At 57.9% G+C, this 26,262-nt stretch carries 19 protein-coding genes; 3 read left to right on the top strand and 16 right to left on the bottom strand.

Going from position 1 to position 26,262, the window contains the following annotated elements:
• Positions 1-226: 226 nt before the first annotated feature.
• Together ETAA8_RS01725 and motA are read right to left on the bottom strand one after the other, a co-directional pair.
• Positions 227-982, bottom strand: coding sequence for an OmpA/MotB family protein (locus tag ETAA8_RS01725; RefSeq protein WP_145083993.1), 756 nt, complete (start codon positions 980-982; stop codon positions 227-229).
• A gap of 48 nt (positions 983-1,030) precedes the next feature.
• Positions 1,031-1,894, bottom strand: coding sequence for a flagellar motor stator protein MotA (gene motA, locus ETAA8_RS01730; RefSeq protein WP_145083996.1), 864 nt, complete (start codon positions 1,892-1,894; stop codon positions 1,031-1,033).
• 371 nt (positions 1,895-2,265) lie between these two features.
• On the opposite strand from motA, the gene ETAA8_RS01735 reads away from it, so the two are divergent.
• Entirely contained in the window at positions 2,266-3,906 is a 1,641-nt protein-coding gene (locus ETAA8_RS01735) for a PP2C family protein-serine/threonine phosphatase (RefSeq protein ID WP_145083998.1), read from the top strand.
• A gap of 213 nt (positions 3,907-4,119) precedes the next feature.
• Here ETAA8_RS01735 and ETAA8_RS01740 read toward each other — a convergent pair whose 3' ends face one another.
• The 6 genes from ETAA8_RS01740 to ETAA8_RS01765 form a co-directional block, all read right to left on the bottom strand.
• The gene (locus ETAA8_RS01740; protein WP_202921499.1) at positions 4,120-8,136 is read right to left on the bottom strand and encodes a general secretion pathway protein GspD; all 4,017 of its coding nucleotides are present in this window, start codon (positions 8,134-8,136) and stop codon (positions 4,120-4,122) included.
• Between the two features lie 292 nt (positions 8,137-8,428).
• The gene (locus ETAA8_RS01745) at positions 8,429-9,688 is read right to left on the bottom strand and encodes an aminotransferase class I/II-fold pyridoxal phosphate-dependent enzyme (protein ID WP_145084004.1); all 1,260 of its coding nucleotides are present in this window, start codon (positions 9,686-9,688) and stop codon (positions 8,429-8,431) included.
• Positions 9,689-9,733: 45 nt separating this feature from the next.
• Positions 9,734-11,044 carry a 3-phosphoshikimate 1-carboxyvinyltransferase gene (gene aroA / locus ETAA8_RS01750; RefSeq protein ID WP_145084007.1) on the bottom strand — a complete coding sequence of 437 codons (1,311 nt, stop codon included), beginning with the start codon at positions 11,042-11,044 and terminating at the stop codon, positions 9,734-9,736.
• Between the two features lie 27 nt (positions 11,045-11,071).
• Positions 11,072-12,289, bottom strand: a complete 1,218-nt coding sequence (locus ETAA8_RS01755) for an outer membrane protein assembly factor BamB family protein (protein WP_145084010.1) — start codon at positions 12,287-12,289, stop codon at positions 11,072-11,074.
• Positions 12,290-12,345: 56 nt separating this feature from the next.
• Positions 12,346-13,536, bottom strand: coding sequence for a hypothetical protein (locus ETAA8_RS01760; RefSeq protein ID WP_145084013.1), 1,191 nt, complete (start codon positions 13,534-13,536; stop codon positions 12,346-12,348).
• A gap of 99 nt (positions 13,537-13,635) precedes the next feature.
• Positions 13,636-14,175 (bottom strand): hypothetical protein, encoded by a 540-nt coding sequence (locus ETAA8_RS01765; RefSeq protein WP_145084016.1) that lies wholly within the window; start codon positions 14,173-14,175, stop codon positions 13,636-13,638.
• A 258-nt stretch (positions 14,176-14,433) separates the two neighbouring features.
• Here ETAA8_RS01765 and ETAA8_RS01770 point away from each other — a divergent pair, with 258 nt between their 5' ends.
• Together ETAA8_RS01770 and ETAA8_RS34290 are read left to right on the top strand one after the other, a co-directional pair.
• Positions 14,434-15,393, top strand: a complete 960-nt coding sequence (locus ETAA8_RS01770) for a DUF1559 domain-containing protein (RefSeq protein WP_145100065.1) — start codon at positions 14,434-14,436, stop codon at positions 15,391-15,393.
• 93 nt (positions 15,394-15,486) lie between these two features.
• Positions 15,487-15,648, top strand: a complete 162-nt coding sequence (locus tag ETAA8_RS34290; protein WP_202921500.1) for a hypothetical protein — start codon at positions 15,487-15,489, stop codon at positions 15,646-15,648.
• A gap of 23 nt (positions 15,649-15,671) precedes the next feature.
• On the opposite strand, the gene ETAA8_RS01775 is transcribed toward ETAA8_RS34290, so the two are convergent.
• From ETAA8_RS01775 to ETAA8_RS01810, 8 genes are all read right to left on the bottom strand, one after another.
• Positions 15,672-16,133, bottom strand: a complete 462-nt coding sequence (locus ETAA8_RS01775; protein ID WP_145084019.1) for a hypothetical protein — start codon at positions 16,131-16,133, stop codon at positions 15,672-15,674.
• A 420-nt stretch (positions 16,134-16,553) separates the two neighbouring features.
• The gene (locus ETAA8_RS01780; RefSeq protein WP_145084022.1) at positions 16,554-17,516 is read right to left on the bottom strand and encodes an exo-alpha-sialidase; all 963 of its coding nucleotides are present in this window, start codon (positions 17,514-17,516) and stop codon (positions 16,554-16,556) included.
• Between the two features lie 133 nt (positions 17,517-17,649).
• On the bottom strand, positions 17,650-18,990 hold the full coding sequence (locus tag ETAA8_RS01785) for a DUF1501 domain-containing protein (protein ID WP_145084025.1): 1,341 nt from the start codon (positions 18,988-18,990) through the stop codon (positions 17,650-17,652).
• A gap of 26 nt (positions 18,991-19,016) precedes the next feature.
• The gene (locus ETAA8_RS01790; protein ID WP_145084028.1) at positions 19,017-21,506 is read right to left on the bottom strand and encodes a PSD1 and planctomycete cytochrome C domain-containing protein; all 2,490 of its coding nucleotides are present in this window, start codon (positions 21,504-21,506) and stop codon (positions 19,017-19,019) included.
• Positions 21,503-23,071 (bottom strand): FecR family protein, encoded by a 1,569-nt coding sequence (locus ETAA8_RS01795; protein ID WP_145084031.1) that lies wholly within the window; start codon positions 23,069-23,071, stop codon positions 21,503-21,505. Before ETAA8_RS01795 ends, ETAA8_RS01790 begins: the two co-directional genes overlap by 4 nt.
• The gene (locus ETAA8_RS01800) at positions 23,068-23,598 is read right to left on the bottom strand and encodes a sigma-70 family RNA polymerase sigma factor (RefSeq protein ID WP_145084034.1); all 531 of its coding nucleotides are present in this window, start codon (positions 23,596-23,598) and stop codon (positions 23,068-23,070) included. Before ETAA8_RS01800 ends, ETAA8_RS01795 begins: the two co-directional genes overlap by 4 nt.
• A gap of 133 nt (positions 23,599-23,731) precedes the next feature.
• Positions 23,732-24,817 (bottom strand): AI-2E family transporter, encoded by a 1,086-nt coding sequence (locus ETAA8_RS01805; RefSeq protein ID WP_145084038.1) that lies wholly within the window; start codon positions 24,815-24,817, stop codon positions 23,732-23,734.
• A gap of 68 nt (positions 24,818-24,885) precedes the next feature.
• Entirely contained in the window at positions 24,886-26,133 is a 1,248-nt protein-coding gene (locus ETAA8_RS01810; RefSeq protein WP_238397850.1) for an alpha/beta fold hydrolase, read from the bottom strand.
• Positions 26,134-26,262 lie beyond the last annotated feature (129 nt).

The raw sequence follows: 26,262 nt of genomic DNA on the forward strand, positions 1-26,262 counted from the left end.
ACCGACCTTGCGGACAAAGTGAATGAAGGAGCGCAGCGGTAGCCCACGCGCGCGAGGGTTCGCTGCTCTTGTTCAACCCTAGTTCATGGGGGAAGAAAGGCGATAGGCGGGGGCGCAAGACCGGCACAAGATGCTCAGGCACCGTCCGCAAAACTAGTGCGATCGGAATAGGTGGCACGTGAGTGCCGCCGGTTTCTCTGAGTTCACACGACGTTCCGCAAATTCCTTAATGCCCAGCCGCCTTCGGCTCGGTTGTCTTTTCAGCCTCTTCAGCAGCAGCCCGTTCGGCTGCGGTGCCATTCAGATCCTGGGCAAATTCGCTGAGCATGAGAATTTCGACGCGGTCATTGGGGTCGTACTTCTGCTCTTCTTTCACTGCCGTGGTATAGGGCTCGAACACGCCCCCTTGGCTCAAACGCATGCGATCGGGCGCGACGTCCCCTTCTTCCAGGTATTTCATCGTGGCCATCGCGCGGGCATACGAGAGTTGCCAAGCATCGTCGAATTCGCTGGCCGCAGGTAAGGGACGCCGCGAGGCGTGCCCGCGCACTTCCACCTTCTGCGGTTTGCCGGCAAGGCGCGGCAGCAGCAAGTTCAGGCGCTCTTGCGCTTCGTCGTTCAGTTCGGTCGAGCCGTGCTTAAAGAAGATGATTGTGCCAATGCCGGTTCGTTGGCCTTCGCGAATCGTCAGCATGCGAGGCTTGCGCGCTTCGGGATCGGTTGGACTCTTCGTCAGCGACATGCGATGGGCAAACCCGGTTTGCCGTTTGCCTTGCTTGCCGGAACGGGGTCCACCAGCACCGCTCGCATCGTCGTCGGGCTCTTCGGGAAAAGCTTCGAACGGATGATTGAAATGGTGCGCAACGGCCTCTTTCAGGTCTTCCTTCTGGCCGACGAGCCACATCACCATGAAGAACGCCATCATCGCGGTCACAAAGTCCGCGTAGGCCACTTTCCATGCACCACCGCCACCACCAGCCATTGTTCGTCTCCTGCGTCAACTCGTTGCCGTTGGAATCAGCTGTGGGTATTAGCCGTTGGTTTCGACTGCCTTGAGAAGCGCTTCCATTTGTTCGGGCGTGGGACGAACTTCGGCACCCAAGCCGCGACGGGCCATTTCGATGCAAACCTTCGGCGGCAGATCACTGACAAACCCTTGAATCAGTGCCGCGATGGTTTTGAAGTAAGCCATCTCTTCGTGACCCATGAATTCGAGCTTGGTTACGAGTGGTGCGAAGAAGCCGTACGAGAGCAAAATCCCGAGGAACGTACCGACGAGCGCCGCACCCACCTTGTGACCGATTTCTTCGACCGGGCCGTTGATGTGACCCATCGTGATCACGATCCCGAGCACCGCCGCCACGATTCCGAACCCCGGTAAGCCGTCCGCCGTTTTCGACAGCACGCTGATCGGATGGTGGTGTTCGTCAGCCATTGTCTTCAGCTGCATTTCCATCATCTGCCCCAAGCGCTCGGGCGTAGCACTGCCGTCCATCACGGGCGCAAAGGCCCCGACGATGAACTCGCTGACGTGATGGTTGTGCGAGATGGTGTGATACTTGCCGAAAATGCTGCTGGCGTGCAGATCGGCCAGGTGCGATTCGAGCGTGAGCAAACCGTTACGGCGTACGAGGCGAAAGACCTCGTACATCGATTGAAATAGTTCCTCGTAGGCCTTCTTGCCGAAGGGCGATCCCTTGAGCGTAGCAATCAAGCCTTTCATCAGGTCGATGAGGACCTTCTTCGGCGACATCACAATAAGGGCACCGAGGGCTGCCCCACCGATGGTCACGATTTCGGAAGGGTGCCACAGTGCGCCGACGTGACCGCCGGCCATGGAGAAACCTCCCAGCACGCAGCCGATCACGACGATAAATCCGACGATGACGATCATGTCAACAGTTCCACATCGTGGCCTTGGGGCGCACTCACTCGCGGCGCGCCTCTCGGGCGGTGATGCCGAACTCTAGGTCAAGGTTGAGAAAACGCAACAAAGGGAGACGAGCGGATGGGAACTGGGGGCTAGGAACTGGGAACTGGGAACTGGGAACTGGGGACTCGGGAGGGAGTGGCCAGGTATAGTTGCGTGCTAACTACTTCGCGTTTTGGCAGTGGTCAACTGCTCTCCTTCAAGGATTGTAGGGACGCGCGAACTTAGGTTGAAATTGCCGCGAACTCCAACCGATTGGAAACTGTAACGATCAAGGAAGCTGGACGGCCTGCGGCAGGATTGCTGTGGGGGCGCGATCGTGACTTGTGGTTTGCATGGAGGGTCCTTTCGCTGGCCACTTTCCCCCTCGCATTTCCGTGGCTCAACAACCGCACCCTGCCCTCCGTCTCCATTTCGAAGAACCACCAACTGCGGCTCCGTTGCCCGTCGGTGAACTCTCGCTGCAATTCATTAGCGAAGCCTTTGCCCGCGCCACAGGCTGGCAATTGCAATATCAGCTTGGCAGTTCTGCCGACAACAGTCAGCGCTGGAGCGCGCCGGTCGACGGCGCTACTCCCGACGCCGACGGTCGCTTGTCGCTGGTGCCGAGCTCGCCTTCGTCGACGCAAATCGATCTCGAAGCTGCTCGCCCGTTGGCCCTGGCAATTGCCAATCTGTTGAGCGAATCGAATCGACTCAAGTATGGCCTTTGGCAGCGCGAGGCAGAGTTGGCTGCTGGTGTGCCAGTGGCGGTTCGCCCCAACGAGCAACAGCATCTGGCCGAACGGTTGCAATGCGTGCTGCAGGGTGGTGCCGAAGCCATTCACTGCGAAGCGGCAGCCCTCTATCTGCTCGACGAAACAACTTCGTCGCTCAAACTGCGCGCGATGTGGGGTTTGCCACAAACGAAATTGCTCGAGCCTGCACGTCCGCTGCGCGGTGCCGTGGCCGATCTGGAAGCGCTTGTCGGCCATGCTGTGGTGCTCGAAGATACTTCGCTGTTGCCGCATTGGCGCTGTCCCGAAGGTGAGTTTGGCGCTGCGGTGTGCGTGCCCGTTTCGACGTCATCGACCCCCCTAGGCACACTTTGGATCTTCAGCCGCACGCAGCGTGAGTTTACTTCGTCGCAAACGAATCTTGCCGAAATTATCGCCGGCCGGCTCGCTGCCGATCTCGAACGCGAAATGCTGCTCACCGTCGGTGCTTCGGCAAAACAGGGCGATAAGCAAATCGAAACTGCTGCTCGCTGGCAACAAGATCGCTTGCCCAGCGTGGTGCCGCTGCTGACCGAATTCGAAGTCTCGGGCTGGACACAACAAGCCAGGAGCGTCGGCGGAGATTTTCACGATTGGACCGTCCTGCCCGATGGCCGTCTGGCCCTCGCTGTCGGGGATGCCCAAGGTGCTCCGTTGCAAGCCGGGCTAAATGCTGCCGCCGTGCAAGCGGCGATGCGAGCGCACACGGGCTATCGGCACAGTGCCAAGGAACTAGTCACGCGGTTGAACGATACGCTCTGGCAAGGTTCGGCCGGCGATCAGTTCGCTTCGTTCGGCTATGTCATCATCAATCCCGAGACAGGCGAAGCCGACCTCGCGCTCGCGGGCAAGGTGGCTGCGCTGCTCATTCGCGAAGACTCCCGAGAAATCTTCGCCGCCGATGGTGCTCCGCTCGGCACCGGTGTCGAACCGCCACTAAAAACGGCCAAGCTGATTCTCGATCCGGGCGAGTGCCTGGTACTGCTGAGCGAAGGTGTCCGAGCTGCCACCGATCAAGCTGGCCTGCGAATTGGCGAGGCCGTGATGGCCGCCACGTTACGTCGGCATTGCAGCGAACCGGCCGAATCGCTGGCCGGTTGGCTCCGCCGCTTGCTCGAACGAGCCGGTTCGAGCGAAGCCGAAGACGACCGCACCGTCCTCGTCTGCAAACGTCGCGGCAACTTCGGCAATTCGAAGAAGTCGAAGCGCAAGCGGAGCTAAGGCGAACCTCTAACGCGGCCCATTAGAAATGACTCATCAAGAAATGCAGAAGCCGCTGCACGTCTAGGGGGGAGAGACATGCAGCGGCTTCTTACTCGGGCTGTTAACCCTGTCGCGGCGAACTCTCAAACAGATAAGCTGAGCTTTCGCGGCAGGACTGCAGTGAGAGAATTCTCACCGCAGGTTGATTAGACGATTCAGTCACCAGGTCGACTATTCTTCAAAGTCGATGCCCAGCTTCTCTTCTTCTTCTTCCTGAATGATGATGCGTGGTGTCACCATCATCATCAAGCTTTGAGCATCGCGGCCGATACCGACGTTGGTGAACAGACGGCTGACGTACGGAATTTTGCTCACAAGGGGCAAGCCACGTTCGACGCGACCTTCACGCAACCGCTTGATACCACCGAGCAGCACTGTACCACCGTCCGGCACGCTGACCGTCGTGGTGACCGTCGTGGTGGCCAGCGTTGGCAGCTGAACGGTCGTACCTTCGACAGTTCGCGTTTGACCGTTGGTGACGGTCTGATCGGGATTGGCCGGGTCTTGCACCACCGTACCACTGTCGGTCGTAACCTTGCCGTTGAAGGTGAAGGTTTCGACGTCGCCGATCTGGCTGAAGAACGGCACCAGGGTGAGGCGGACGAAGCGGCGATCGGACGAGACCACAGCTTGGACGCTCATCATCGTACCTTCGCTCAGCACCACAATCACAGGCTGGTGAGCCGCGGCAAAGTCGCCGACGACGGGCACCACGCTGGTGACGAAGGGACGGAACGAGCTGTCGATGATGGTCGCTTGTTGACCGTTGAACAACGTGACCTTCGGAGCTTGCAGCACGTTCGTGCGGTCGTCGCCCTGAGCGGCTTGCAGCAGGAAGAAGACCTCGATGTCGCTGAGGATCGCGAAGCCGAAGTTCGCAGCCGAACCGGCATCGAACCCACCGAAGGTCGGCGTGCTCGCACCGAAGCTGCCGTTACCAAAGCGGAAGTCGAGATCCGCCGTCGGGCCGTTCGGCGTCAAGCCAACCGCAAAGCTGCGGCCGTCGTCGTCGAAGGGGCTGGTTGGCACCGCCACCTGGCTCGTCGGAATCTGATCCGCAAAGCTGTTGAGGTGCGTGTTGTCGTCGATGTTGAAGTCGAAGTCGATACCGATCCGCTCGAAGAAGCGATCGCTGACCGTGATGAATCGGACTTCGATCGTCACCTGCAAGTCTTGCAAGCGGCGAAGCTGTTCGAGCAAGTCCGCGATTCGTTCGTGGATATCTTGTCGTTGGCTAACGACGAGGCTCAAGTTGGTATCGAAGCCCGAGACCGAACCAGGACCACCGACGTCTTGCCACGAGTCAGGCTCGATGGTCGACGTGATGAGTTCAATCAGCGGATCGAAGTCAGCTTGCACACCACCGCCCATGCCACCGGGACCAGAACCCAACGAGCCACCCTGGCGAGCGCTCGAAGTGGGGAACAGACCGTTGGCACTGTTCTGTTGTTGCTGAGCCATGACCACTGGATTCATCGAAGCAGGTGGCTGAGTGGTATCGGCAGCCATCGTCAGCGGAGCGCGATTGAGCGGACCTGAACCACCACCGTAGCCGAGCGAAGCCAGGCTTTCTTTCAAGGCACCAGCGATGCCCATGTTATAGGTGGGGGTGAAGTTCGGAATCGGCACGACCAGGTCGGCCACGTAGTAGACCTTGGCATACACATTCGAATCGCGAGTTTGTTGGCTCGTGATGCGGAGCACTTCGTTCTGAATGACGTAGGACAGATTCAGCGGTTCGAGGAGCAGCGTCAACGCACTCTTGAGCGAGATCGGTTGGCTCAAGTCGAGCGTCACCGGAGCATCGCTGGTCAAACCTTCGGCCCGCATACCTTGCGGATCGAGATAGATGTTCACACCGGTCATTTGACCGAGCAACGTCATCACTTCCGACAGCGGCCGTTCGGTGAACTTCACCTCCACCGGCTTGCCGAGCGACTTCTGAATTTCCATCTCCGCAGGAGACAGACGATTCTGCATTTCTGCCCGACTGCGGCGACGGCGAGTCAGTTCGCCCCAACGCCGAACGTTGAAGACGATTGGTTCGCGATCGTCGAAGGCAATGGCCGATTCATCTACCGATTCCAATGCACCCTGGAACCCGCCAGTCTGGCGTTCCTTAATCGATTGCGAAGCAGCGATGTTGCGAGCGAGCGCGGCCTTCTCCACCATGGCAGTCGTGATGACGCTATTGGGCTCGATTTCGCGAGCCTGCTTCGCAATCACTTCAGCTTCCGGGTAACGCTGTTCGTCCATCAACTTGTTGAATTGCTCAACGAGTTGAGCCATCTTGTTCTGCATTTCGCTGGTCAACTCGGCCGAGCGAGCGCGGTCGGCGAGCAGGTCGCGATTGCGTTCGGCATTGTCGATGGTCGACTTGTTCTGATCGATGTAGGTCTGCAGTTCGGCAGCCTTGCGATCGACACCGGTCAACAGGTTCTTACGAGCCGTGGTATCGATCTCGGCCGCACTAACGCGTTCGCGGAAGGCCTTGATCTTGGCAAGCGCGCCCCGCGGATCGGTCTGAGCCAGAGCTTGAGCAGCACTAGCTTCGGCGAGGAACTCGCGAACCAACCGCTGACGCGACAGTTCTTGCTGCGAGTTCACTTGTTCGAGCGGCGAGATCGGAGCACCAGGTCCCTCGGGACGAGGCAACGGCTGAGCCGGTGCAGTATTGGCCCGCAGGAAAGTGAGCTTGTCCCCCAGCTGGCGTTGCATCTCGGGATCGAGTTGATCCTTCTGCTTCCAGGCTTCTTGGAACAACTTGATCGCGGTGTCACGGTCCTGAGCTTCGAGCGCTTTCACACCCGCTTCGTACATCTTGGCCGGATGCGAAGCACCGATCGAATCGGGAGCTTGTCGCAACATGGCAGCCGATGTCGATGCTTGTTGCAGGCGCGAGTTGTCGGCCGCGGGGTTGTAGACACCGGGCGAAACGGGATACTTCGGGCCATCGTTGGCAACGGGTTCCGTGGCGCTGGCGGTTTGCATTCCCTGGCGACGATAGATGGCCTTGTCGACTTCGAGCACGATCTGCCACGGGCGAGTTTCACCCGGAGCAAACGCGTCATCAGGCACTCGCAGACCATCGGCCTGTTTGGCCAATTGGCCGGCAGTGTTCAAGTCGCCCTTATCGAGCGCCATGCGAGCCTGCGCGATGAGTCGCAGAGCTTCGGGTTTGTTAGGAACAGCTGCCTGGGCATTGCTGGGTTGCCCCGGCGGCGCGTAAGGCAGGGCAGGCAACCGTTGCGGTGGTTCGTCTGGGCGGCCCGGTTCGCGAGGCGCTGGCAGATTCAGATCGGCCAATTGCTCAGGAGTCGCTTGACGGCCAGTAGCTGGCGGCAGTCCCGACTGGGCCAATGGATTGGTCTCCATGGGCAACGCATAGGGATTGATTTGCGGTGCGACGTTCACGCCTCCTGGAGGAGCCTGCATGCCAGGCAGTAAGTTCGGCAGGTTCTGATCTTTCTCACTCATGCCGGCCGTGTTCATGATGAACGGGCTGGTGGGGTTGAAAGCAGCGGGAGCCACCCGGGAGACATCGAGGCCGGCGGCGGTAATCGCAGCAGCCACTTTCTCCGGCGAGTCCTCGTCGGGGCCGAATTGAACCCGCAGCCCCGCAGCCTTTTGATAGGCCGAAAGGGCGGCGAACTTATCGCCCTTAGCGAGCTGGGCCCGAGCTTCGTTGAGCAGTGAAGCCGCTTGAGCTTTCGCCCCATCGGTCATCTGGTTCAACGCTTGCTCTTGCGACTGCCGCTGAGCGAACGGATCTTGGGGAGGCGAAGGAGCAGCTGCTGGCTGTTGGCCAGGCTGATTCCACAGGGCCGGGAACAGAGAGCTCGGTTTGCGAGCACCACCTGTCCGGGCGCGTTCCTCGGCGGCCAGCTTGCGCAGGCTCGTCGGAGTATCGCCATACTTGGCTTGATAGGCGTCGTAGGTGACGCCCGTCTTCTCGGCCTGCACGATCAAAGCTTCCGCTTGATCGAACTGACCTTCTTTGACGGCTTTGCGAGCCTGCCGCAGCAGGTCATCGGCTTGCCGACGGGCTTCGCTGGCCTGATTAGAAATCTGGCCGGCGGTTTCCGCCGCGGTGATCCAAGCCACTGCCGTGGGCGTGGCCGCCTGACTCGACGCAAAGAGCATGGTCGATGCAACGACGATGCCCGGCAACACGACGCTCGCTTTCAAAGCGCTTCTCCTGTTTCGAGAAAACCCGCACGCGCCAAGCTGCGGCCGGCGACCCATCGCACGAACCGCGGTGACCTGTCCGCTGGAGTCCGTAGCCCACAATCGAACGACGATTGCTAGCTCCCGCACTCGAACGGACCGTATCGGCTTGTCGCCAGGGATCCCTGACGAGACTTACCTGGGTAGACGAGAGGCGGGTAATTACTCGCCAGCGGCAGTTGGCGTCAAGAGACGTTTGTCGAGAATTTTCTGTTCGCGACAGGTTGGCGGCGTCGTCAGCTGGGCCGTTTTCTTACTCCCTCTCCTCGCCCCGTTTTTGAAAATACGGCCGGGGAGAGGGGCTGATCCGCAAACCCACTTCCCCTCGCAAATAGTCGGACTTAACAAACCGCTTTCGTCCTTCCCCCACCGCGCTAAGTAACCGCGAGAGAGTCCCAACATCGTGCTGCCAGGTCAAGCTGAGCCGCAAGAGCGATTGCCCCGCTGGCACACTGGGCGGGCGAATACCCGGCACGAAGAAGCCCTGGTCGCGGAGCCAGGCAGCAAATCGCATCGTTGGTTCAGCATCGCCGATGCGCAGCGGAATAATCTGGCTGCCAACATCCGGTAGCGGCCAGCCTTGCGCGCGAAGCTGCTCGCGCAGTTGGCTGGCACGCGCGAGTAACTCGATTCGCCGCTGCGGCTGTTCCTGCACAATGCTCAGGGCGGCAAGACCCGCTGCCGCAACCGCTTCAGGACATGCCGTCGAAAAGAAGTAAGTCCGCGCGCGATTGGTGAGCCAATCAATGAGCCGCTGCTGGCCAGCCACAAAGCCACCCATCGACCCCAGCGCTTTGCTGAGCGTGCCAACGCGAATATGCACGGCGTCTTCCACACCCAGGTGTTCACTCACACCGCGTCCATTAGCACCAAAGACGCCGGTCGCATGCGCTTCGTCGACCATGAGCATGGCGCGATGTTGCTCGGCTAGTTCTGTCAGGTAAACAAGTGGCGCAAGATCGCCATCCATACTGAACAGGCTATCGGTGACGATTAGTTTCTTCTTCGCAGCGGGTGCCGCAGCGAGCAGTTCGCGCAGATGGGCTACATCGCAGTGCCGATAAACGACCACCTGAGCGCCAGACAGGCGACAGCCATCGATGAGGCTCGCATGGTTCAGCGCGTCACTAAAGACCACATCGCCCGGACCAACCAGGGCCGCGATGGTCCCGGCATTCGCTGCAAAACCAGTGGGAAAGAGGAGCGCCGCTGCGGTACCCTCAAATTTCGCGAGTGCTGCTTCAAGCCGCGCATGAAACTCGCCGCGGCCGATAATCAGCGGACTCGCTCCCGCGCCCCAACCTGCCTGGCGAACGGCGTCGTCAATATTTCCTTGCGACAGCGACGCGGCAATTCCCAAGTAATCGTTCGAACCAAAATTGGCTAGCGACTCCCCGTTCAATATCACCTGCAGGCCACTCTGCGGTCCCGACCGAACTGCCAGTTTGCGCAGCAGTCCACCCGCAGCGAGTCGCGCTAGTTCGTCGTCAAGCCAATTCAGCGGATCGTGCATCGCCCCATCTTACTTCGATAGCGCCCCAGTGCTGTCGGCACCGAATCAGCTGCCGACATCGCCGCCGGCAATCAGTTTTGTCAGATCGCTGAAGAAATGCGGATAGGTCTTGGCCGTGCAACCGGGATCGTGAATGACAACCCCAGGCAGATTCAAACCGGTCAGCGCCAGACTCATGGCCATGCGATGGTCGTTGTAAGTGGCAATCGCAGCACCGTGAAAATTGGCGTACGAAGTTGGCGGAGTGATCCGCATTCCATCGTCGAATTCATCGACTTGCGCGCCAAACTTACGCAGCTCGCGGGCCAGGTCGCCGATGCGATCGGTTTCCTTATGCCGCACGTGGGCGATGCCGCGAATGGTGGTTGCTCCTTTCGCAAACAGCGCTACGACACCCAGCGTTTGCGCGGTATCGCTGATGGCGTTCATGTCGACCTCAATCCCCCGCAGCGGTTTGCCGACGACGGTGATCGAATCTTCCTGCGCGCACACTTCGCAGCCCATTTTTTCAAGGCAATCGACGAAGTCGACATCTCCCTGCAAAGCAGCGCGGCCGAGTCCGCGAACGGTGACTTCGCCCCCCGTCACTGCTGCCGCGCCCCAAAAATAGCTGGCGGCCGAAGCATCAGGCTCGATAGCGTACTCGCGCGGTTGATACTGCTGAGCGCCGGGAATGGTGAACTGCGACAAATCGCCCGGATCAACGTTCACACCGAACGCGCGCATCAACCCCAGGGTCATGTGTACATAAGGCTGCGAAACGAGCACGCCGTCGACATGCACCCGCACGGCTTCGCGCGCGTAGGGAGCAGCCATGAGAAGCGCGCTGAGGAATTGACTCGAAACGTCGCCCCGAATGTTGGCCCGGCCGCCGGTCAAGCCTCGGGCTCGAATCAACACCGGGGGACAACCGGTCTTCTGTTCGCTGGTGGCGTCACTGCCGAGGGCATTGAGCGTGTTGAGCAAATCGGCAATCGGCCGCTCGCGCATCCGCGCGATACCGTCGAGCCGAAACGTCCCTTGGCAGGCTGCCAGCATTGCCGTGAGAAAGCGGACCGTCGTGCCACTGTTACCCACGAACAAGTCGGCTTGCCGTTGCGGAATGTTGCCGCCACTGCCATGAATCACGAGTGTCGTGCCAGCTTGCGATTCCTCAACGCCGATACCCAGGCGCGCCAGGCTTTCGATCATCACCTGCGTGTCTTCGCTGGCCAGCGCGCCGGTAAGAGTTGACTTTCCCGCAGCCAGCGCTGCGATGATCAGCGCGCGGTTAGTGATGCTCTTGCTACCCGGCGGACGAATGCTGCCGTGAATAGGTCCGCAAGTCTGAATGGCGATCGAATCGGGCGAAGACATTAGCAACAGCGTCTTGAGAGGAGGAAACTATTTAGCAGCGATTTTCCACAAGTTCTGACCAGTCCGAATAAACAAGCCATCACTGCTGACGGCTGGAGAACCCAGCACTTGCTCGCCCAGTTCGCTGGTCGGCGGGTCCTCGGGCTTCTCCGCACCCAGCTTCACGGCAAAACATTTGCCATCTTGATTGATACAGTACAAGTGCTCGCCAGCCACTACGGGGGTTGCCCAGAACGTACCGGCCAATCGCTGTTGCCACAGGATTTCACCCGTCTTGCAATCGCCGCAGGCGAGCACGCCGGCCTTCGACAAGATGTAAACGTGGTCGCCCACAATCACCGGGCTCGAATTACCCGGGGCGAGGCGATTCGATTCCCAGGCGACCGTCGGGCTGGTCGTCGTGGCTGTCGCTTCGAGCAGAGTCAGTCCTTTGGCCGGCAGAAAAACGCGATCCTGCGCAGCGGTGGCGGAAGGAATGATCGAGCACTGCGCATCGTATTTCCACACCTGCTTGCCCGAGCGTGGCTCATGCGCGGTAAGGACTCCTGGTGATTGCAGCAGAACCACTTCCTTGCCGGTAGCATCGCGCAGCAATGCGGGCGAAGCCCAGTTGGCAGATGCCTTGCGAGTTTCTCGCCAGAGCGTTTCACCGGTCAACGTATCTAGCCCTGCAGCGAACGAATCGCCTTGATTTTCAATTTGTACAACGACTGCTCCGCCAGCGACGACGGGCGAGCTCGACATCCCCACATCGTTGCCCGCTTTGGGAAAGTCGTAACCGAGACCGCGATACCACTGCAAGTTGCCATCGAGATCGAGGCAGATCAAATCGTTCGAAGAGAAGAACGCGAAGACCCGCTCGCCATCGCTGGCTGGTGTCGGCGCGGCATTAGCACTCGTGGGATGATGAAAGCAGCGACCGGTGGCCCAGAATTGACGGTGCCACAATTGCTTGCCGCTGTCGGTATCGAAGCACAGCACGTGCAGCCGATCTTGCACGACGGGACCCGAGCTGGCAGTAACGAAAACCTTCTTCCCCACGACGATCGGCCCGGAAACTCCCTTGCCAACCAGCGGCGACTTCCAGGCGACGTTCTTTTCGGCAGTGAAATCGACCGGCACTTTGGCCGACGCAGCTACGCTGCTGTTATCGCTGCCGCGAAACTGCAACCAGTCGGCAGCGAAGGTGGTCGTGGCAAATAGACTCAGTACACAGCCGAGCAGGAACACTTGTTTCGTTGGCATATTGGTTTCTCGAAATGAATGTGCGGAATTTAGTGGCCGGCAGGCACAGCAGGTAGCTATTTGAGCAACGTCGATCCCGGCAAGGCCGAGGTGCGTACGGTAGGTCGATCGGTCGAAAGAATCGCGGTGCCGATGGCATCGCAAACCCGCAGTTGAAACTTCCAGTCCTGGGCCCACATTTCTTTCTGCTCGTTCTGGCAGACCTTGATCAGAATCGTGTTCTTGCCGGCCTTCAGTTCACCTTTGGAGTTGTACTGATCGACCTGAATCCCTGCGTGATAAACGTGGTTCGCGGTCAGTTCTTTGCCATTCACCCAGAGCTTGTTCGCGTTAATGCTCCCCAAGCGAAAGTCAGCGGGCTGATCTTTGTCACTTAGAAACTCGGTGTACGCATAAGCCACGGCACCCTTATGTTTGTCGAGAGCCTTCGTCAGGTCGACAATGCCGAATTCGTCGGTCGAAGTATGCGAGATCCAACCGATCTCCTCTTTCTGCCCGGCATATTTCGCCGTCAGATCGACCCCCTTCTCGGGTGGATAGGCCACGTCCCAACCGGCGTCGTCAACGTTGTCGAATGGGCCGACAATGTGCCAGGTGGTGATGAAACCCATGTGTGTCGGCACATTGGCCTTCTCGCCAAGATCCTTCAACTTGGCGCTGGCGGCCTTGATCTGATCGAGATCGCGGGCCGCGGTCAGCGCGTTCTGATACATCTTCACGGCCGTGGGCTGGGCGGAAATTTTGGCCGCATCGTCCAGGGCTTTGGCCACAGCTTCGCGGCGAAGCTCCAAGCTCGGATCGTTGAGCAGCGTGGGAATCAGCCGCTCAGGAGCTGTCTTATCTTGCTGGGCGATCAGTTCAAAAGCCAACCGCCGGCCGCGCGGTGAATGCCGCGTATCTTTGAGAAACAGTTCCAACTGAGCAACCGGAAGCGGCTTGCCCGCATCGACTTGCTTTTGCGCGACAGCTTCGGCGGCGGCGCGAATCCAGTTCTCCACGAGTGGCTCAGCACCGTCCATGGCGGCAATGATGATTGGTAGCGCGGCGGCATCGGCCTGCGAGACCTTCTTCATCGCCAGCGAAGCATCGCGATTCCCTTCCCCCTTGGCCTGGACCGCGCGAATTTTGGCTAACTCGGGAGACAGATCGTGCGCGGGGTCCGCAGCACTGGCCACTGACCACAACAAAGCGGCACCACTGGCGGCAAAACAAACGATCCGCGCTGCGAAGAATTGGAGACGTTGCATGAACTCGTTCCTGCTACAAAGCCAGACAAACTTCCGGGCCCTGCATTGTACAGGAAGAATTGAGTTCGGGTGCTAAGGGTGAGGAAGGCCGCGCTCAACCTACTCTGCTGCTGCCCGCTCCGCGAGATAAGTGCGAATGAACTCAGCACGGTGGCGCACTTCAGGATTCGAATGCGCTTCCATCGTCGACAACAGTTCGGCACAGGCGGCGGGCTCGGCCTGCCTGGACCAGAGCAATTGATCGACGATGCCAGCCGCCCAAACTTGCACACCCAGGTCGGCATCTTGCATGAATTCGGCTGCCCAGGCGAGACCTCGGGCATCGGCCACCACGCGGAGGAGTTCGACGGCAATGCTGCGCGTATCGCTATCGCCTTGGCTGCGCGCTAGTTCCACGCAGCGCTCCATGGCGACTGCAGGCTGCAACTGCCACAGCACCGAGCGGGCCAGTTCACTCCCCGGTTTGCCCGCCACGTAATGATCAACCGCGGCCCGCAACGCTTCTTCGCCCAAGAGTTGCACGATCGCCCTGCGTGCGAGATCCGAACCGCCACTCTCACCCTTCTCGGTGAGTGCACCCACTTCACGGGCCAGTGCTGGCCAATCGATCGAAGGCTCATCTTGGTTGAAGTGACTCATTGATTTAGCCGTTTCCAAAAAATTCAAACCGTCAGCTAATACAGGTGGTTCGCTTAGGGGGCAAAGTTATTAACAACGGGGTGGACAAAAGGTGCGCTGCGACTTGTTGTCCTGTTCTGAGCTACGGACAGCCGCAAATCGGGCAGCTATCGCCAGTCCTCATACGAACTTAACCGACCGCGACAGGCTGTTTCATATTCTGTTTCTAAGCTGACGCAGTGATGCGAGGTTACTAACATTTCACTTAGAGAATTTGAAATGAAGTTGCGAGACATGAATCAATACCGGCGAGGTTTCACGCTCGTCGAATTGCTGGTGGTGATTGCAATCATCGGCGTGCTGGTCGCCCTTCTTTTGCCAGCCGTGCAAGCCGCCCGCGAGGCTGCCCGCCGAATGCAGTGCAGCAACAATCAAAAGCAACTCGCGCTGGCCATGCACAACTATCACGACACCTACGGCAAGCTGCCGTGGGCCATGTCTCAGGGATTCGGGTTCACCTATCACGCTCACGTCTATCCATTTATGGAGCAGACGCCACTTTACAACATCATCCAGTTTCAAGAGTCGGGATCGGGGCACGACAACACGCCCAACAGTTCCTTCTCAGTGCTTGCAAAAACCGTCGTCAAAACGCTGAAGTGCCCCTCCGAAAAGATTGGCTACACTTGGGCCCCGCCCATCAATGGCCTGTCGAATCGCGCAGTCGGCAGCTATGTCGGCTGCGTGGGTTCGGACGTCACCAAAGATGTGACTCAGGCTCAAGGAACAATCGACGTTCGTAGTGGCAATGGCATGTTGCTGGTTTACCACATGGCTTCGGACGTCAACAAGAATGGCCCCTTCCGCTTTGCCGAAATTAGCGATGGCTTGTCCAACACTTTCATGGGCGGTGAGTCTCCTTTCTCGGTGACGGGAGTCTGTACCATCTGCGATCGCATGTATGGCTACAGCTATGACGGGGACGCCGCCAACGCCGCGTCTGGTAACAACGATTTTTCGGAAGTCGTCTGCTCGACCTACTATCGCATGAACCAGTCGATGAAGCGTGGATCGATAAGTGGCGACGAACGAGAGCTGTCGTTCGGCAGTTACCATCCGGGCGGCTGTGTGATGCAAATGGGGGACGGCTCCATTCGGTTTGTGGCAGAGAACATCGACCTGCCCACCTGGCAAGCTGCCGGCTCGCGTAACGGGGGCGAAACGCTGCAAGTCCCTTAGTCTGCTGCCAACTGCTGTTTGCGTCATTCCTGAGACAGGCCTCTTCCCTGTCATAACGCTCTGTTGCTCTTGAACCCTGGAATATCGCCGACCATGCTCGCCCATCTCCGACTCCCCGTTATCTCCCTCCTCCTGCTCACCTTTGCCGCCACATTGACTGGCTGCAGCCAACCACAACCCGCGCAGCCCGGACCTGTCGAAGCAGTTCCTGCTGACGCGCCGGTCGACGAGCCACCGTCGACCGATGAGAGATAATGGTTAGGTCGCTAGGTTGCTTGTTAGCGATGTTCCATTAATCTCCAACCAAGCCAGATCAACGCGGGCAACAAAATCATCGCCCCGAGCAAGAAGCCCAGAGTAAAGGCGAAGTGCGTGGCAATCTGGCTGGAGTCGCGCGCGATGGGCAGAACTCGATACGCCTCGCCTCCCACGTCACCGACATCGGTTCGCGTCAAAACGATGCAGGTCGATAGCGGAATCAGCGGGCAGGAGATCACGCACCACCACAGCACCGACTGGTAAGCGACCGGTTCGAAGCCCGCCTCCATCGCAGTCTGAGCCACGCTGCCGGTTAGCTTGCAAGAATGCTTACGGCCGTACAGCAGTACATCCGACACATCCTCAATCAGCACTTCCCGCGTCTCCTCACCGGCAATCATGCGCACGATCAAGGCGTCTGTGATGGGCGATTCCGCTGGTGCTTCGCTAGCGGACACCGGTGACTCATACGGATTGGTCATTTAACTCAGGCCCCTCGTCATCGCGAAGGACTAGCACCCCATGCACAACCCTCTTCGAACTAGTTCTCTGTTCTCGCTCGCTGTTAACTAAACCAGCCTTTAGTTTGACTGAAGTGTTTTTACTGCAAATCTCACACGAGTTGTGGGTCGACCGTACGAAATCCGTCCATTGATCAAATTGACGTAAGTTTCAGAGAGCCTGCGGTGTCCAAAATAGAATGTTTCCCATCATTCGCTTTGGTGATGTTGCGAGCGTTCTTTCTTGGATTCGCATTTGGAGTGACAGGGGCAACAGGGTGCCGAGAGGGGTCTGTCCCGCTCGCAGGAACTCCCGCCGCGAAGTCGCCGACGGAAAGCACGTAAAAATGTCGTAGACGCGGGCGATACCGACCCTGGAGGTAACGATGCTCAAAACGCGTGTTATTTTGCGTTGTAGGTCACGTCGAGCCTTGCGATATAAATCGAACACTTGCCAGACTCACTCGAGTAATAGCTCGTCCACAGCTCTTTGCCAAAGAGATGGAGGCCCGGGTAACCGGTTTCGTGCTGCGATGGCAACGTGAGGGCGGGGCTAAGATTCGGAGGATCGATCGAAAGCCACGCTAACGCAGTTTTGGCAGAGCCTGCACCGATTGGCTTCGCGCGCCCCCCGACCAGAAGCCGCCCATCAGAAAATTGAATCAACGCCGGGCCGTTAAAGCGGTCGTTCAACTCCTGCCAGGTCCAATCCTTGTATGGAGGTCGCGAAAGTCCCAGACGATTCTGGCCTCCTTCACGCCTCAGCAGGACGACACACCGACTATCAGGCTGAAAGGCGAATGCCGCTTCGTTCACGTACCCACCACCAGCCTCCGTCTGCACGATGCGTTCCCACTCCAGGCCGTCACGGCTGCGATAAAAAACCAAAAAGGTCTCGCCGCCCAAGCCTTTCGGACGTTGGCAATAACCGAAACTGTAAACGTAATCGCCATGCGTCACGAATCGCCACATCCAGACCTGCGGATCACCCACGATTCGCTTATCCCACCGTTCGCCGTCCGCTGTGACCGAGACTCGCGTGACCGTCCGCCAGTTAAGCGGGTTTTTAGTGTCTTGCGTGCGGTCGCCCATTCCCACCAGCAATCGGCCATCCGGTAGTACGCAGAGCTTCGGATCGCGAAGATCGTGTCCTTCTTCAGTGAACTGCACGAGACTTTCCCAAGTCTTGCCGTCCTCGCTACGAAGGATTCGCACCTTTCCGTCGTACGAAGCATGAGCAATTCCTTCACGGAATGAGCAGTACCAGCGATCCTTCCAACGAATGAGGTCGGTGAACGCATTATGGGGAGCAGCGTCCCAGATCAGCTTCGAGTTCAGGACGCGAATCCGTGGTAGCGACGCCATCTCGCTCTGCGGCGTTTCAGCGAAGCAGGTCGCATGGATTGATAGCAGAATGGCAGCCGTTGTAGCCGCAACCGAGCCGTGGCAAAAAGTCATTCAATACCCCGTGGTTGTAAATCGTTCAATCGAACGCGCGTTAAATAAGAATGTCTTTCACGACATTGCCATGCACGTCAGTCAGGCGAAAATCACGGCCGCTGTATCGATAGGTCAACTTTTCATGATCGAGACCGAGCTGATGCAAGATCGTGGCGTGAAGATCGTGAATGTGGACCCTTCCTTCCAGTCCTTCGCCACCGTAATGGTCGCTGACGCCGTGTCGATGCCCAGGCTTGGTGCCGCCACCGGCGAGCCAAACCGTGAAAGCTCGGTTATTGTGGTCGCGACCGTTGTCGAATTGTGCGAAGGGCGTGCGACCGAACTCTCCTGCAAAAACTATCAGCGTATCTTTCAGCATGTCCCGCTGTTTTAGGTCGGCCAGGAGTGCAGCGATCGGTCCATCGACTGCGGCTGCACTTTGCTCCATCTCGTCCTTCAAATCCTTGTGATGATCCCAGCCGCCAGTGCCGATCTCGATGAATCTCACCCCCGCCTCGGCAAACTTCCGGGCATAGAGACATTGGCGACCGAATGAATCCGTGTTGCCGGCTCCGATTCCGTACGACTTCAGCGTGTCAGCGGTTTCGCGACTCAGATCCATAAGTTCCGGCACTGCGGATTGCATCTTGAATCCCATTTCGTAGCTACCGATAAAGGCTTCGAGATCGTGATTCGTTTCATCTTTTAGCAATCGGCGCTCGTTCAAACGCTGAAGATAGGCGAGCTGAAGCCGCTGTTGCTCGGAGTTAAGATGAGCAGGCCTTAAATTGGCGACCGGCTCGCCTCCCGCTTTCCCTCCGGGCCGAACAAAGGTGGCCTGGTACGATGCGGGTAGAAACGCACTGCCTTGGTTGTTCCCTCCAAAGCGATTCAGCGAATTCATGGCAATGAATCCAGGCAGATTCTCGGTCTCTGCGCCAAGTCCATAGAGCACCCATGCACCCAACGAGGGTCGAGCTTGCAGCGCGTTGCCTGTGTGAAACATCGGCACGGCCGTTTCATGCGCCTGAGCTTCGGTGTGCATCGCGGTTAGAACGCACAGATCGTCGGCGGAGCGCGCAAGCCTGGGGAACAACTCGCTGATCCACTGACCGCTCTCGCCGTGCTGCTTAAACTTCCATGGACTCGCCAACAGCTTGGCGGCTTTTCCAGTCGCCATTGCTTTGCCGTGGTCGGCTTGCAGTTGCGGCTTGTAGTCGAACGTGTCGACATGCGACACGCCCCCTTGCATGTAGAGCAGAATGACACGCTGGGCCTTGGCCGGAAAATGAGGCACTCGCGGCGCAGCTTGAGCGGTTAAGCCGGCAAGGGCCGTGTAGCCGAATCCACCCAGGGTCAAACGGAGCATGTCGCGGCGGCTGAGAACGCTATAAGACATGGTGACGTGCACTTATTGCTAAAGATTCAGTGAAGGTAAACGAACTCTGCAGAGGCGAAAAGCGATTGGCAAAGCGCCGCCACCGCTGACTGCTTATCAGCGTCAGCTGCGCGGAACTCGATTAAGAAAGCCTTCGCATCCTTGATCTCGTCTTCGCCAGGCGAGCGATTCAGAATCCTCAAGTACGCGCTGCGAATGATAGCCGCATCGTCGCCGCCCTCTTGGATGACAATTGCGGCCGTTTGTTTTGCGTGAGTGGCGATGAACGGGCTGTTCATCAGATGGAGCGATTGCGTGGGGACCGTCGTGACGCTGCGAATTCCGGTTACGAGTTCTGGATCCGGAAAGTCGAAGAGTTTCCAGTCCTCGGGAATATGATCGCGAAGAACCGGTTGATAAATCGTTCGATGACGCGCCGTCGGTAGGAACCACTCCTTCAGATCCATCGACTTCACTCGATCGTCATCCGGCATCGGCGGAATCACGGGTTCCGGTCGTGTTAGCACAAGATCATTGCTGATCTGTCGAATGGCATCGAAGAGGGCGTCTGAGTCCAACCGACGGCGATTCGATCGCCACAACAGTCGATTGTTAGGGTCGAGCTCGAAGCTCTTGGCGTCGTATGTCGTATTAAGCTGATAGGCCCGACTTTGCATGATTTCGGCAATCAACGTTTTGAGGCTCCAGCCGTGCGTAATGAAACGATGGGCCAGATAATCAAGCAGTTCGGGGTTGGACGGAGGCTGGCCGGTGTAGCCGAAATCGTCGGGCGTTTCCACGAGGCCAATTCCAAACAGCTGCTGCCAGGTCCGATTCACCATTACTCGCGCAGTGAGCGGATGGTTCGGGTCAGCCATCCACTGAGCAAGTTGCAAACGGCCGCTTTGATCGACGGGTAGTTGAGCCTGCTTACCGCGAACCAGTACTTGAGGAAAGCCACGCGGAACAACTGGCCCCAGTTGGGTATCTTCACCACGGATGTGAATTGCGCAGTCGGTAGGGGTGCTTTCGCGCATCCCCATAATTGTGTGAGGAAGCGCGGCTGTATAACGTCGGCGCAGTTCTTCGAGCCGCTCTTCTAGGAGCTTCAACTCCGCGCGTAGTTTTTGTATTGCCGGTTGCGATTCAAGAAGCGAAGAGTACTTTTGGATGTCCTTCTTGAACCCTTTGGCATCGAGAATGCGCCATTGTTCATCGCGAATCGCTAATCGTTTGTATGTGGCGTCAACACGAGTCTGGAGAAGTTTCGCTAGATCATCGTCGCTGAATGTCGCCGCCGCATCGGCTTGAGTAAGCAGGCCGGCAGCGAACGCGTTTCGTTGACGGTTGCGACGCGCACCCAACATCGGCTCGCTGCTGGTAAAAATGCCCGCCAATGCGTAGTAATCGGCGGTCGGAATTGGGTCGAACTTGTGATCGTGACATTTGGCGCACGCGAGCGTGAGCCCGAGGAACGCGCGGCCTACGGCATCGATTTGCTCGTCTGCCATAGCCATGCGGAAGCGATGCGTGTTGTTCTCACGGAGATCTTTCATGCCGACGACGAGAAAACCAGTTGCCGCGAGTTGTTCGTTACGCTGGCCCGCATCCCGAGCAGGAAGTAGGTCACCGGCGATCTGCTCACGAATAAACCGATCGTACGGCTTGTCCGCATTCAGCGAGTCTATAACCCAGTCGCGATAGCGATAGGCAAGTGGGAAGAGTACGTTGTGTCCGCCGCCGGTAGACTCCGCATACCGTGCCACGTCTAGCCAGTGCCGCCCCCAGCGTTCGCCAAACCGCGGCGAAGCAAGCAGCCTTTCGACGACCGCTGCAAATGCCTCACCTTCTTTCGATTGCTTTTCGACGGCGAGCACAAATGCTCCGACTTCGTCCGACGTCGGCGGCAAGCCAGTCAGGTCAAACGTCGCGCGACGAAGTAGATCGGCAGGCAGCGCGTCGGCGGCTGGTCGCAGACCTTTCGCTTCGAGACCTGCGAGAAGAAAACGGTCGATGTCATTGCGAGCCCGGGCGTCAAGTGTTGGCCGCGGTGCGGCAGCGACACGGAGCGGCTGAAAAGACCAGAACTTCCGGCCTGCTTCGATGTCCACCGTAGGGGTTACTTCTGATGCGATTCCATCGCGAGGGTCTGGCGCACCGGAGGCGATCCACGCCTCAAACCGTTTCACCACGTCTTCAGGCAGCCGATTACTAGGTGGCATTTCGAAACCGTCGTAACGCAGTGCGTCGAGCAACAGACTTTCGTCCGGCTTGCCAGGCACCACCGCCGGGCCGGAATCGCCTCCCCGGCGAATGCCTTCGCGTGTGTCGAGTAGCAAGCCTCCCTTTACCTTCTTAGCTTTTGCAGAATGGCATGCGTAGCATTGCTCAACGAGAACGGGACGAATGTGTTTCTCGAAGTCTTGGAAGTCTTTCGACTCCGCAGCGCGAGCACCGCGTTCATTTAAGCCTGCCTCAAAGACAAAGCAAAATGTCGCAAGCAATACTGCGAGGCTGGGATTGATTCGATACTTCACGGCGAGGAACCCTCCTGCGAAACCGACCACCAGGTTGTACCGATGCGAAGATCATCAAGGCCACGCGCCGCTGGGCCGTGTGACGACAAGAAGACGACTTGCAGCCGAGCAGCCAACTGCACGCCGCGCGTCGTTACGTCCCAAATCGGCGGTTCGATCTCGTAGTTCTCCTGTTCGTCTAAAAAGATCAGAGAGAGTTCGTCCTCGCCTTGCGTGCGCGTAAGCACCTTTCCGATCAGTCGCATACTCGTAGCAGTCGACACTTTGGTTCGACCGACGAAGCTACGACCTGCGGAAGTCTCGATGATCGGTCGTTTTGTATTATTCGTGCCGAAAGAGATCATCCCGGCGTCCATGGTGGACGGATCAGATCGAAACGAGAGGCGAACGGACCGCCCTTGTTTATCGAATGGACCGGCAGCCTCGGTTTGTTTCTCTGCATGAATTGTCAGCCCGATATACAAAACTCCGTCGGCAGCGAGATTGATCGGCTCAGCGAGGGACCGAGCACGAAAGCTTTTACCCGCGGGAGTTTCCCAAACGCGGTTGCCGTCAGAATTCCCGGTGATCTGCATGAAACGCTGTGTCCCTGGGTAACTGGGTGTACCATCTTGCTGGAGCGGCAGCTGCCATGGGCCCCGCCAACCGTGTCCGCGGTTCAGGAGATCTGGTTTGTGCATGCCGATTGGATAGTCAAAGGACTCGTCGACCAACACCGCTTTTTCTGTTTTTTGCCGTCGAATCCGCTGCAGTAACGCAGCCACTGGCTCGCCATCGTAGGGAATCGCTTTTGCCAGCGCTGATTCCTGATCGATACGCACTGCTTGCTGCGTGACAACTACCTCAGTTCGCTTTTCGGTCGCTCCCTCCCGCTCCAGGCGTACGGAGCCCTCAACGACATGAACCTCCGTTCCACCCAGCGCGTCGACACGTAGCGCGAACTCGGTACCCTGGTCGACCACTGTGGCACGCGGAGTATGAACCACAAATCCCGTCGCGTCGTCGGCGGACCGGACGCCAATCTCTCCTCGACGCAAATTGACTCCACCGTCACGACGAAGCTGCAAATCGCAATCGCCACGTAAAACAATTAGCGTACCGCCGTCTAAGCGGATAATCGCGTTGCCGGCGAGCAACCGGAGGCTTCCAGCAGGTACTCTCTGCCCCTCATAGTATTTCTGTTCGCTCCAGCGACATTGTTCCACGGCAACCAGCGTGGCCTGCGTCGGTTTAGCCAGCTCGGATGCAGAACTGACTTCGACTATGCCGGGATTGGATGATCTTGAAATTACCCATCCCAACAACATTGCTGCCGCAAAGACCGCCGCAAAGGCCAGCCGACGGCTAATTCGCCTCGACCCCGATGTAATCGCCAAAGGCCTCACATCAATGGCACCTGCCGCCCAATCCTCGAGTGCCGAATCAAGATTCATGTACTCGATGAAGTCGCGCAGCGACCGTGGATCGCGCTCCATCGCCTGCTCGAGACGTTCCATATCCGCGGCCGTGGCATCACCCGCTGCAATCCTCGGAAAGCTCTCGCGTAGTTTATCCTGTTCCGTCATCGCAAATCTCCAGCGCCAGCATTGCGCCGCACGCAATCCAGGAGGCGGGCTCTTATCCGCTGCAGATTCTTATACAGCGACTGTACTGTCTTTCCCGTCTCCTTCGACAACCAATCGAGCTTCACACCCGGCGCATAGGCGGCCCGCAACAGTGAGCGCTGCTCCTCCTGAAGTTTGCCAATGCACGTCTCCAACGCGGATCGTTGCAGTTCCAGTTGAGCAGCGTCTTCCGTCATCTGCTGCGCGATCGATTCGACGGCGCTTTCGCTAAGTACGAGTCGATCACGGGCTTTGTCACGACGCCACGCCAACACCTGGAACCGTGCAACTCCGAACGCCCACCGCCGAAAGTCCTCGTGGCCCTGGTACTCGTCGAACTTGCGCCAGAGCACGAGCGAGATTTCCTGCATGATCTCCGCTGCATCATCGCGTGTGGGAACCAGCACCCGCACGTAGGCGCGCAACGCCGCGTCACTCGCCGTAAAGAGTTTCAGGAAGGCCTCATGTCGCTCGGGACCGCTATCCATACCTAAACACTCCGTGAAAGTCACAAAGTGGACAGTATATTTTGAATGGAACCGTCTTTTCCCGATTGGCCAAAACGAGACGAAGCTTTCGGCAAGCTTGAAGTCTGTTTGCTGGGACGGTTAGCGGCACTCTTTAGTAATGAGGACCGTGAGGTTTTTCTGTCTCGCCGGTAAGAACGGCTGCCAATCCGTGCAGCGATTCAAACTGATCACAAGTGAGCTTGATGACTGCGAGCAAGGGAGCGGCCATCAGGCCACCCGCGATCCCCCACATCCAGCCCCAGAATAAGATGGCGATGATGATCGCCAACGGGGACAACTGTAACGATCGACTGAGCACGTAAGGGGTGATGAAGTAACTTTCAAGTGATGTCAGGACCGCAAACATGCCAGCAATCGTCAATCCATAGGCTAATGATTCATGTGTGACAGCGCCAACCAGAAACAAGATCCCCATGCAGAAGAAGGCACCGACATGCGGCACGTAATTCAACATGGTGACCATAACTCCCCACAGAACTGGATTTGGAATTTCCAACATCCATAGCATCAGGCCTGCCACAACGCCCAGGCCACAATTGATTAAGGTGATCGTAAGTAAGTAACGCGACACCCCGTCTTCCACATTTCGCAAAAGCTGCACAATCGTCCGCTTGTCGTTGTAGGAATCACGGCTTTCCACGGCTTGGTTGAGCAATGTTGAGTGAAACGCCAGCAAGAAAAAGGTGAGAACAAATACGATGATCGCCGCCGCGATGAAATGAGTACTTACGCCGAGCGCCGCAAACATCGTGTCGTGAGAAGCAACTTCCACTTGTAGTGGTGGTGCTTCGTCATCCGATCGCGTCATATCCTGCATGGCCTTGGATGCGGCTTTGAGGTGCTTAAACGGGCCGATCTCCGTCGGCACCAGTTGGCTCGCGCGGCTGAGTATTTTCGGCGCATCAACCACCCAGCGTTGAGCTTCACTGGCTAAAGTAAGCACTCCGATTCCGAACAAAACAACGATCGTTGCAACCAGAACAAACGCCGACACGGAATCCGGCACACGCCAAGTTCGAAGCCTTCGCACAATTGGCATGAGGAGCAGTGCAAGCAGCAACGAAAGCACGATCGGAACCAACAGATCGCGCGCGAAATAAAGTGCTGCCAAGGTTCCGAGCCAGGCAAGCACTGTCACAGGCATGTTTGCAGCTGGGAATTTCGCTTCAGCGCTCATGCCGGTGTCCCCTTGAGAAGCGACCTTAGCCCTTACTTCGCCGAACGACTTGCAGAATTGCGTTAGATTTATTCGGCGACTACTTGCGAATCCCGAATCACGGCTGGCGAAGCGGTGAACAACTGCGTCGCAAACTCTCCGATTGCTTCGCTCACTCTTGCAGATTGTTCCCAGTGTCCCAGATGCCCGCCGTCAACGGAGAAGGGCCGATCATTGGGAAGCAGGTTTTGCAGATGTTCGCTGGCCGAATGAAGTGTCATGCGGTCCTGAATGCCACCGATAACCAAGACTGGAATTTCAACCTGCGGCAACGTCGCTTCCTCATTGAACTTCAGCATCCCAAGATTGCCCCGTGCAACCGCTGCGGGCCATGCCTCCGCCGCAAGTCGGGCACCATGTTCAACCTGCTCGCGAGTCTGTTTTCCGGAAAAGCTGGCAAACCGAGTGAAGACATGGAGCGAGCCGTTAAAATAGCTTTGCCAGTTCGACAGCCAAGCGACTGGCGCGAGATAAATGGTCACGTAATTCAGCGGGACGATTACCGCCGACTCCACCGCAGTTGTAAACGTGGCGGCCAAGTTCGTGCGCAACGGGTTGGTGTAGGTGGTGTGCAACAGCACGATTCCCTGTACCCAACTACCGAGTTGCTTAGCGTAGATTCGACAGAACGTCTGGGAAACCATGCCACCAATGCTATGACCCACAAGTATTACCGGACTTCCCGCGCAGGTTGCTTGAAGAACCGCCTCTAGGTCTCGCGCCATCTTGTCCAGGCTGAAGTCATGATTCGTTGGTCCGCGAGACCTGCCCATGCCGGCGAGTTCCCACACGACTAACCGGTGGTTTCTGGCTAGATCGGTTTTCACATAGTCCCAGGCTGTGCCGTCGAGCGACCAACCGTGGGTCAGCAGCAGCGTCGGCCCCTTGGTTTGTCCATAGATCTCGACGTGCAGTTGTGATCCGTCAGGACGATCAACCATGAACGACGAATCCGTCGATAACTCAGCTGCCGATTTCGACATCGGCTTACCCAGGAAAAAGCGGATCGGCAAGTAACCGCCGACTGAGATCGCAATGCAAACAGCGCATCCGCCGAGAAATGCCCACTTCTTCCAATTCTGCGGCAACGGTTGGCGCTCTCTAAGCACCTCACGGTTTATTTCCGACTGGATTGCGAGATCACTCTTGGGCTCAACAGCAATTGCCACTGGCCGCGAGAATTCGCGATAGGTCTCATAGCCTAAATAAACGCCCAGGCCGAGCAGCGCCCAGCCGAGAACGCCTAATCCCCAAACCCGCAAGACGCTAAATGGCATCACGGTGCTGTTCCTTGCTGAGATATAGAGCCGGAAAAAGTGTGGTCAATTGCGTTAGCCGGCCATCCACTGACTGCTTAAGGACCACGCTGATGGAACCAAGGTCACTAAACGGACTCGGCGGCTACA

The sequence above is a fragment of the Anatilimnocola aggregata genome, from assembly GCF_007747655.1.
GTDB lineage: Bacteria > Planctomycetota > Planctomycetia > Pirellulales > Pirellulaceae > Anatilimnocola > Anatilimnocola aggregata.

Bases quoted from the DNA above. Each gene is read 5' to 3' on its own strand.
- ETAA8_RS01725 (WP_145083993.1), bottom strand. From the start codon at position 982: ATGGCTGGTGGTGGCGGTGGTGCATGGAAAGTGGCCTACGCGGACTTT.
- motA (WP_145083996.1), bottom strand. From the start codon at position 1,894: ATGATCGTCATCGTCGGATTTATCGTCGTGATCGGCTGCGTGCTGGGA.
- ETAA8_RS01735 (WP_145083998.1), top strand. From the start codon at position 2,266: ATGGAGGGTCCTTTCGCTGGCCACTTTCCCCCTCGCATTTCCGTGGCT.
- ETAA8_RS01745 (WP_145084004.1), bottom strand. From the start codon at position 9,688: ATGCACGATCCGCTGAATTGGCTTGACGACGAACTAGCGCGACTCGCT.
- aroA (WP_145084007.1), bottom strand. From the start codon at position 11,044: ATGTCTTCGCCCGATTCGATCGCCATTCAGACTTGCGGACCTATTCAC.
- ETAA8_RS01755 (WP_145084010.1), bottom strand. From the start codon at position 12,289: ATGCCAACGAAACAAGTGTTCCTGCTCGGCTGTGTACTGAGTCTATTT.
- ETAA8_RS01760 (WP_145084013.1), bottom strand. From the start codon at position 13,536: ATGCAACGTCTCCAATTCTTCGCAGCGCGGATCGTTTGTTTTGCCGCC.
- ETAA8_RS01765 (WP_145084016.1), bottom strand. From the start codon at position 14,175: ATGAGTCACTTCAACCAAGATGAGCCTTCGATCGATTGGCCAGCACTG.
- ETAA8_RS01770 (WP_145100065.1), top strand. From the start codon at position 14,434: ATGAAGTTGCGAGACATGAATCAATACCGGCGAGGTTTCACGCTCGTC.
- ETAA8_RS34290 (WP_202921500.1), top strand. From the start codon at position 15,487: ATGCTCGCCCATCTCCGACTCCCCGTTATCTCCCTCCTCCTGCTCACC.
- ETAA8_RS01775 (WP_145084019.1), bottom strand. From the start codon at position 16,133: ATGACCAATCCGTATGAGTCACCGGTGTCCGCTAGCGAAGCACCAGCG.
- ETAA8_RS01780 (WP_145084022.1), bottom strand. From the start codon at position 17,516: ATGGCGTCGCTACCACGGATTCGCGTCCTGAACTCGAAGCTGATCTGG.
- ETAA8_RS01785 (WP_145084025.1), bottom strand. From the start codon at position 18,990: ATGTCTTATAGCGTTCTCAGCCGCCGCGACATGCTCCGTTTGACCCTG.
- ETAA8_RS01795 (WP_145084031.1), bottom strand. From the start codon at position 23,071: ATGACGGAACAGGATAAACTACGCGAGAGCTTTCCGAGGATTGCAGCG.
- ETAA8_RS01800 (WP_145084034.1), bottom strand. From the start codon at position 23,598: ATGGATAGCGGTCCCGAGCGACATGAGGCCTTCCTGAAACTCTTTACG.
- ETAA8_RS01805 (WP_145084038.1), bottom strand. From the start codon at position 24,817: ATGAGCGCTGAAGCGAAATTCCCAGCTGCAAACATGCCTGTGACAGTG.
- ETAA8_RS01810 (WP_238397850.1), bottom strand. From the start codon at position 26,133: ATGCCATTTAGCGTCTTGCGGGTTTGGGGATTAGGCGTTCTCGGCTGG.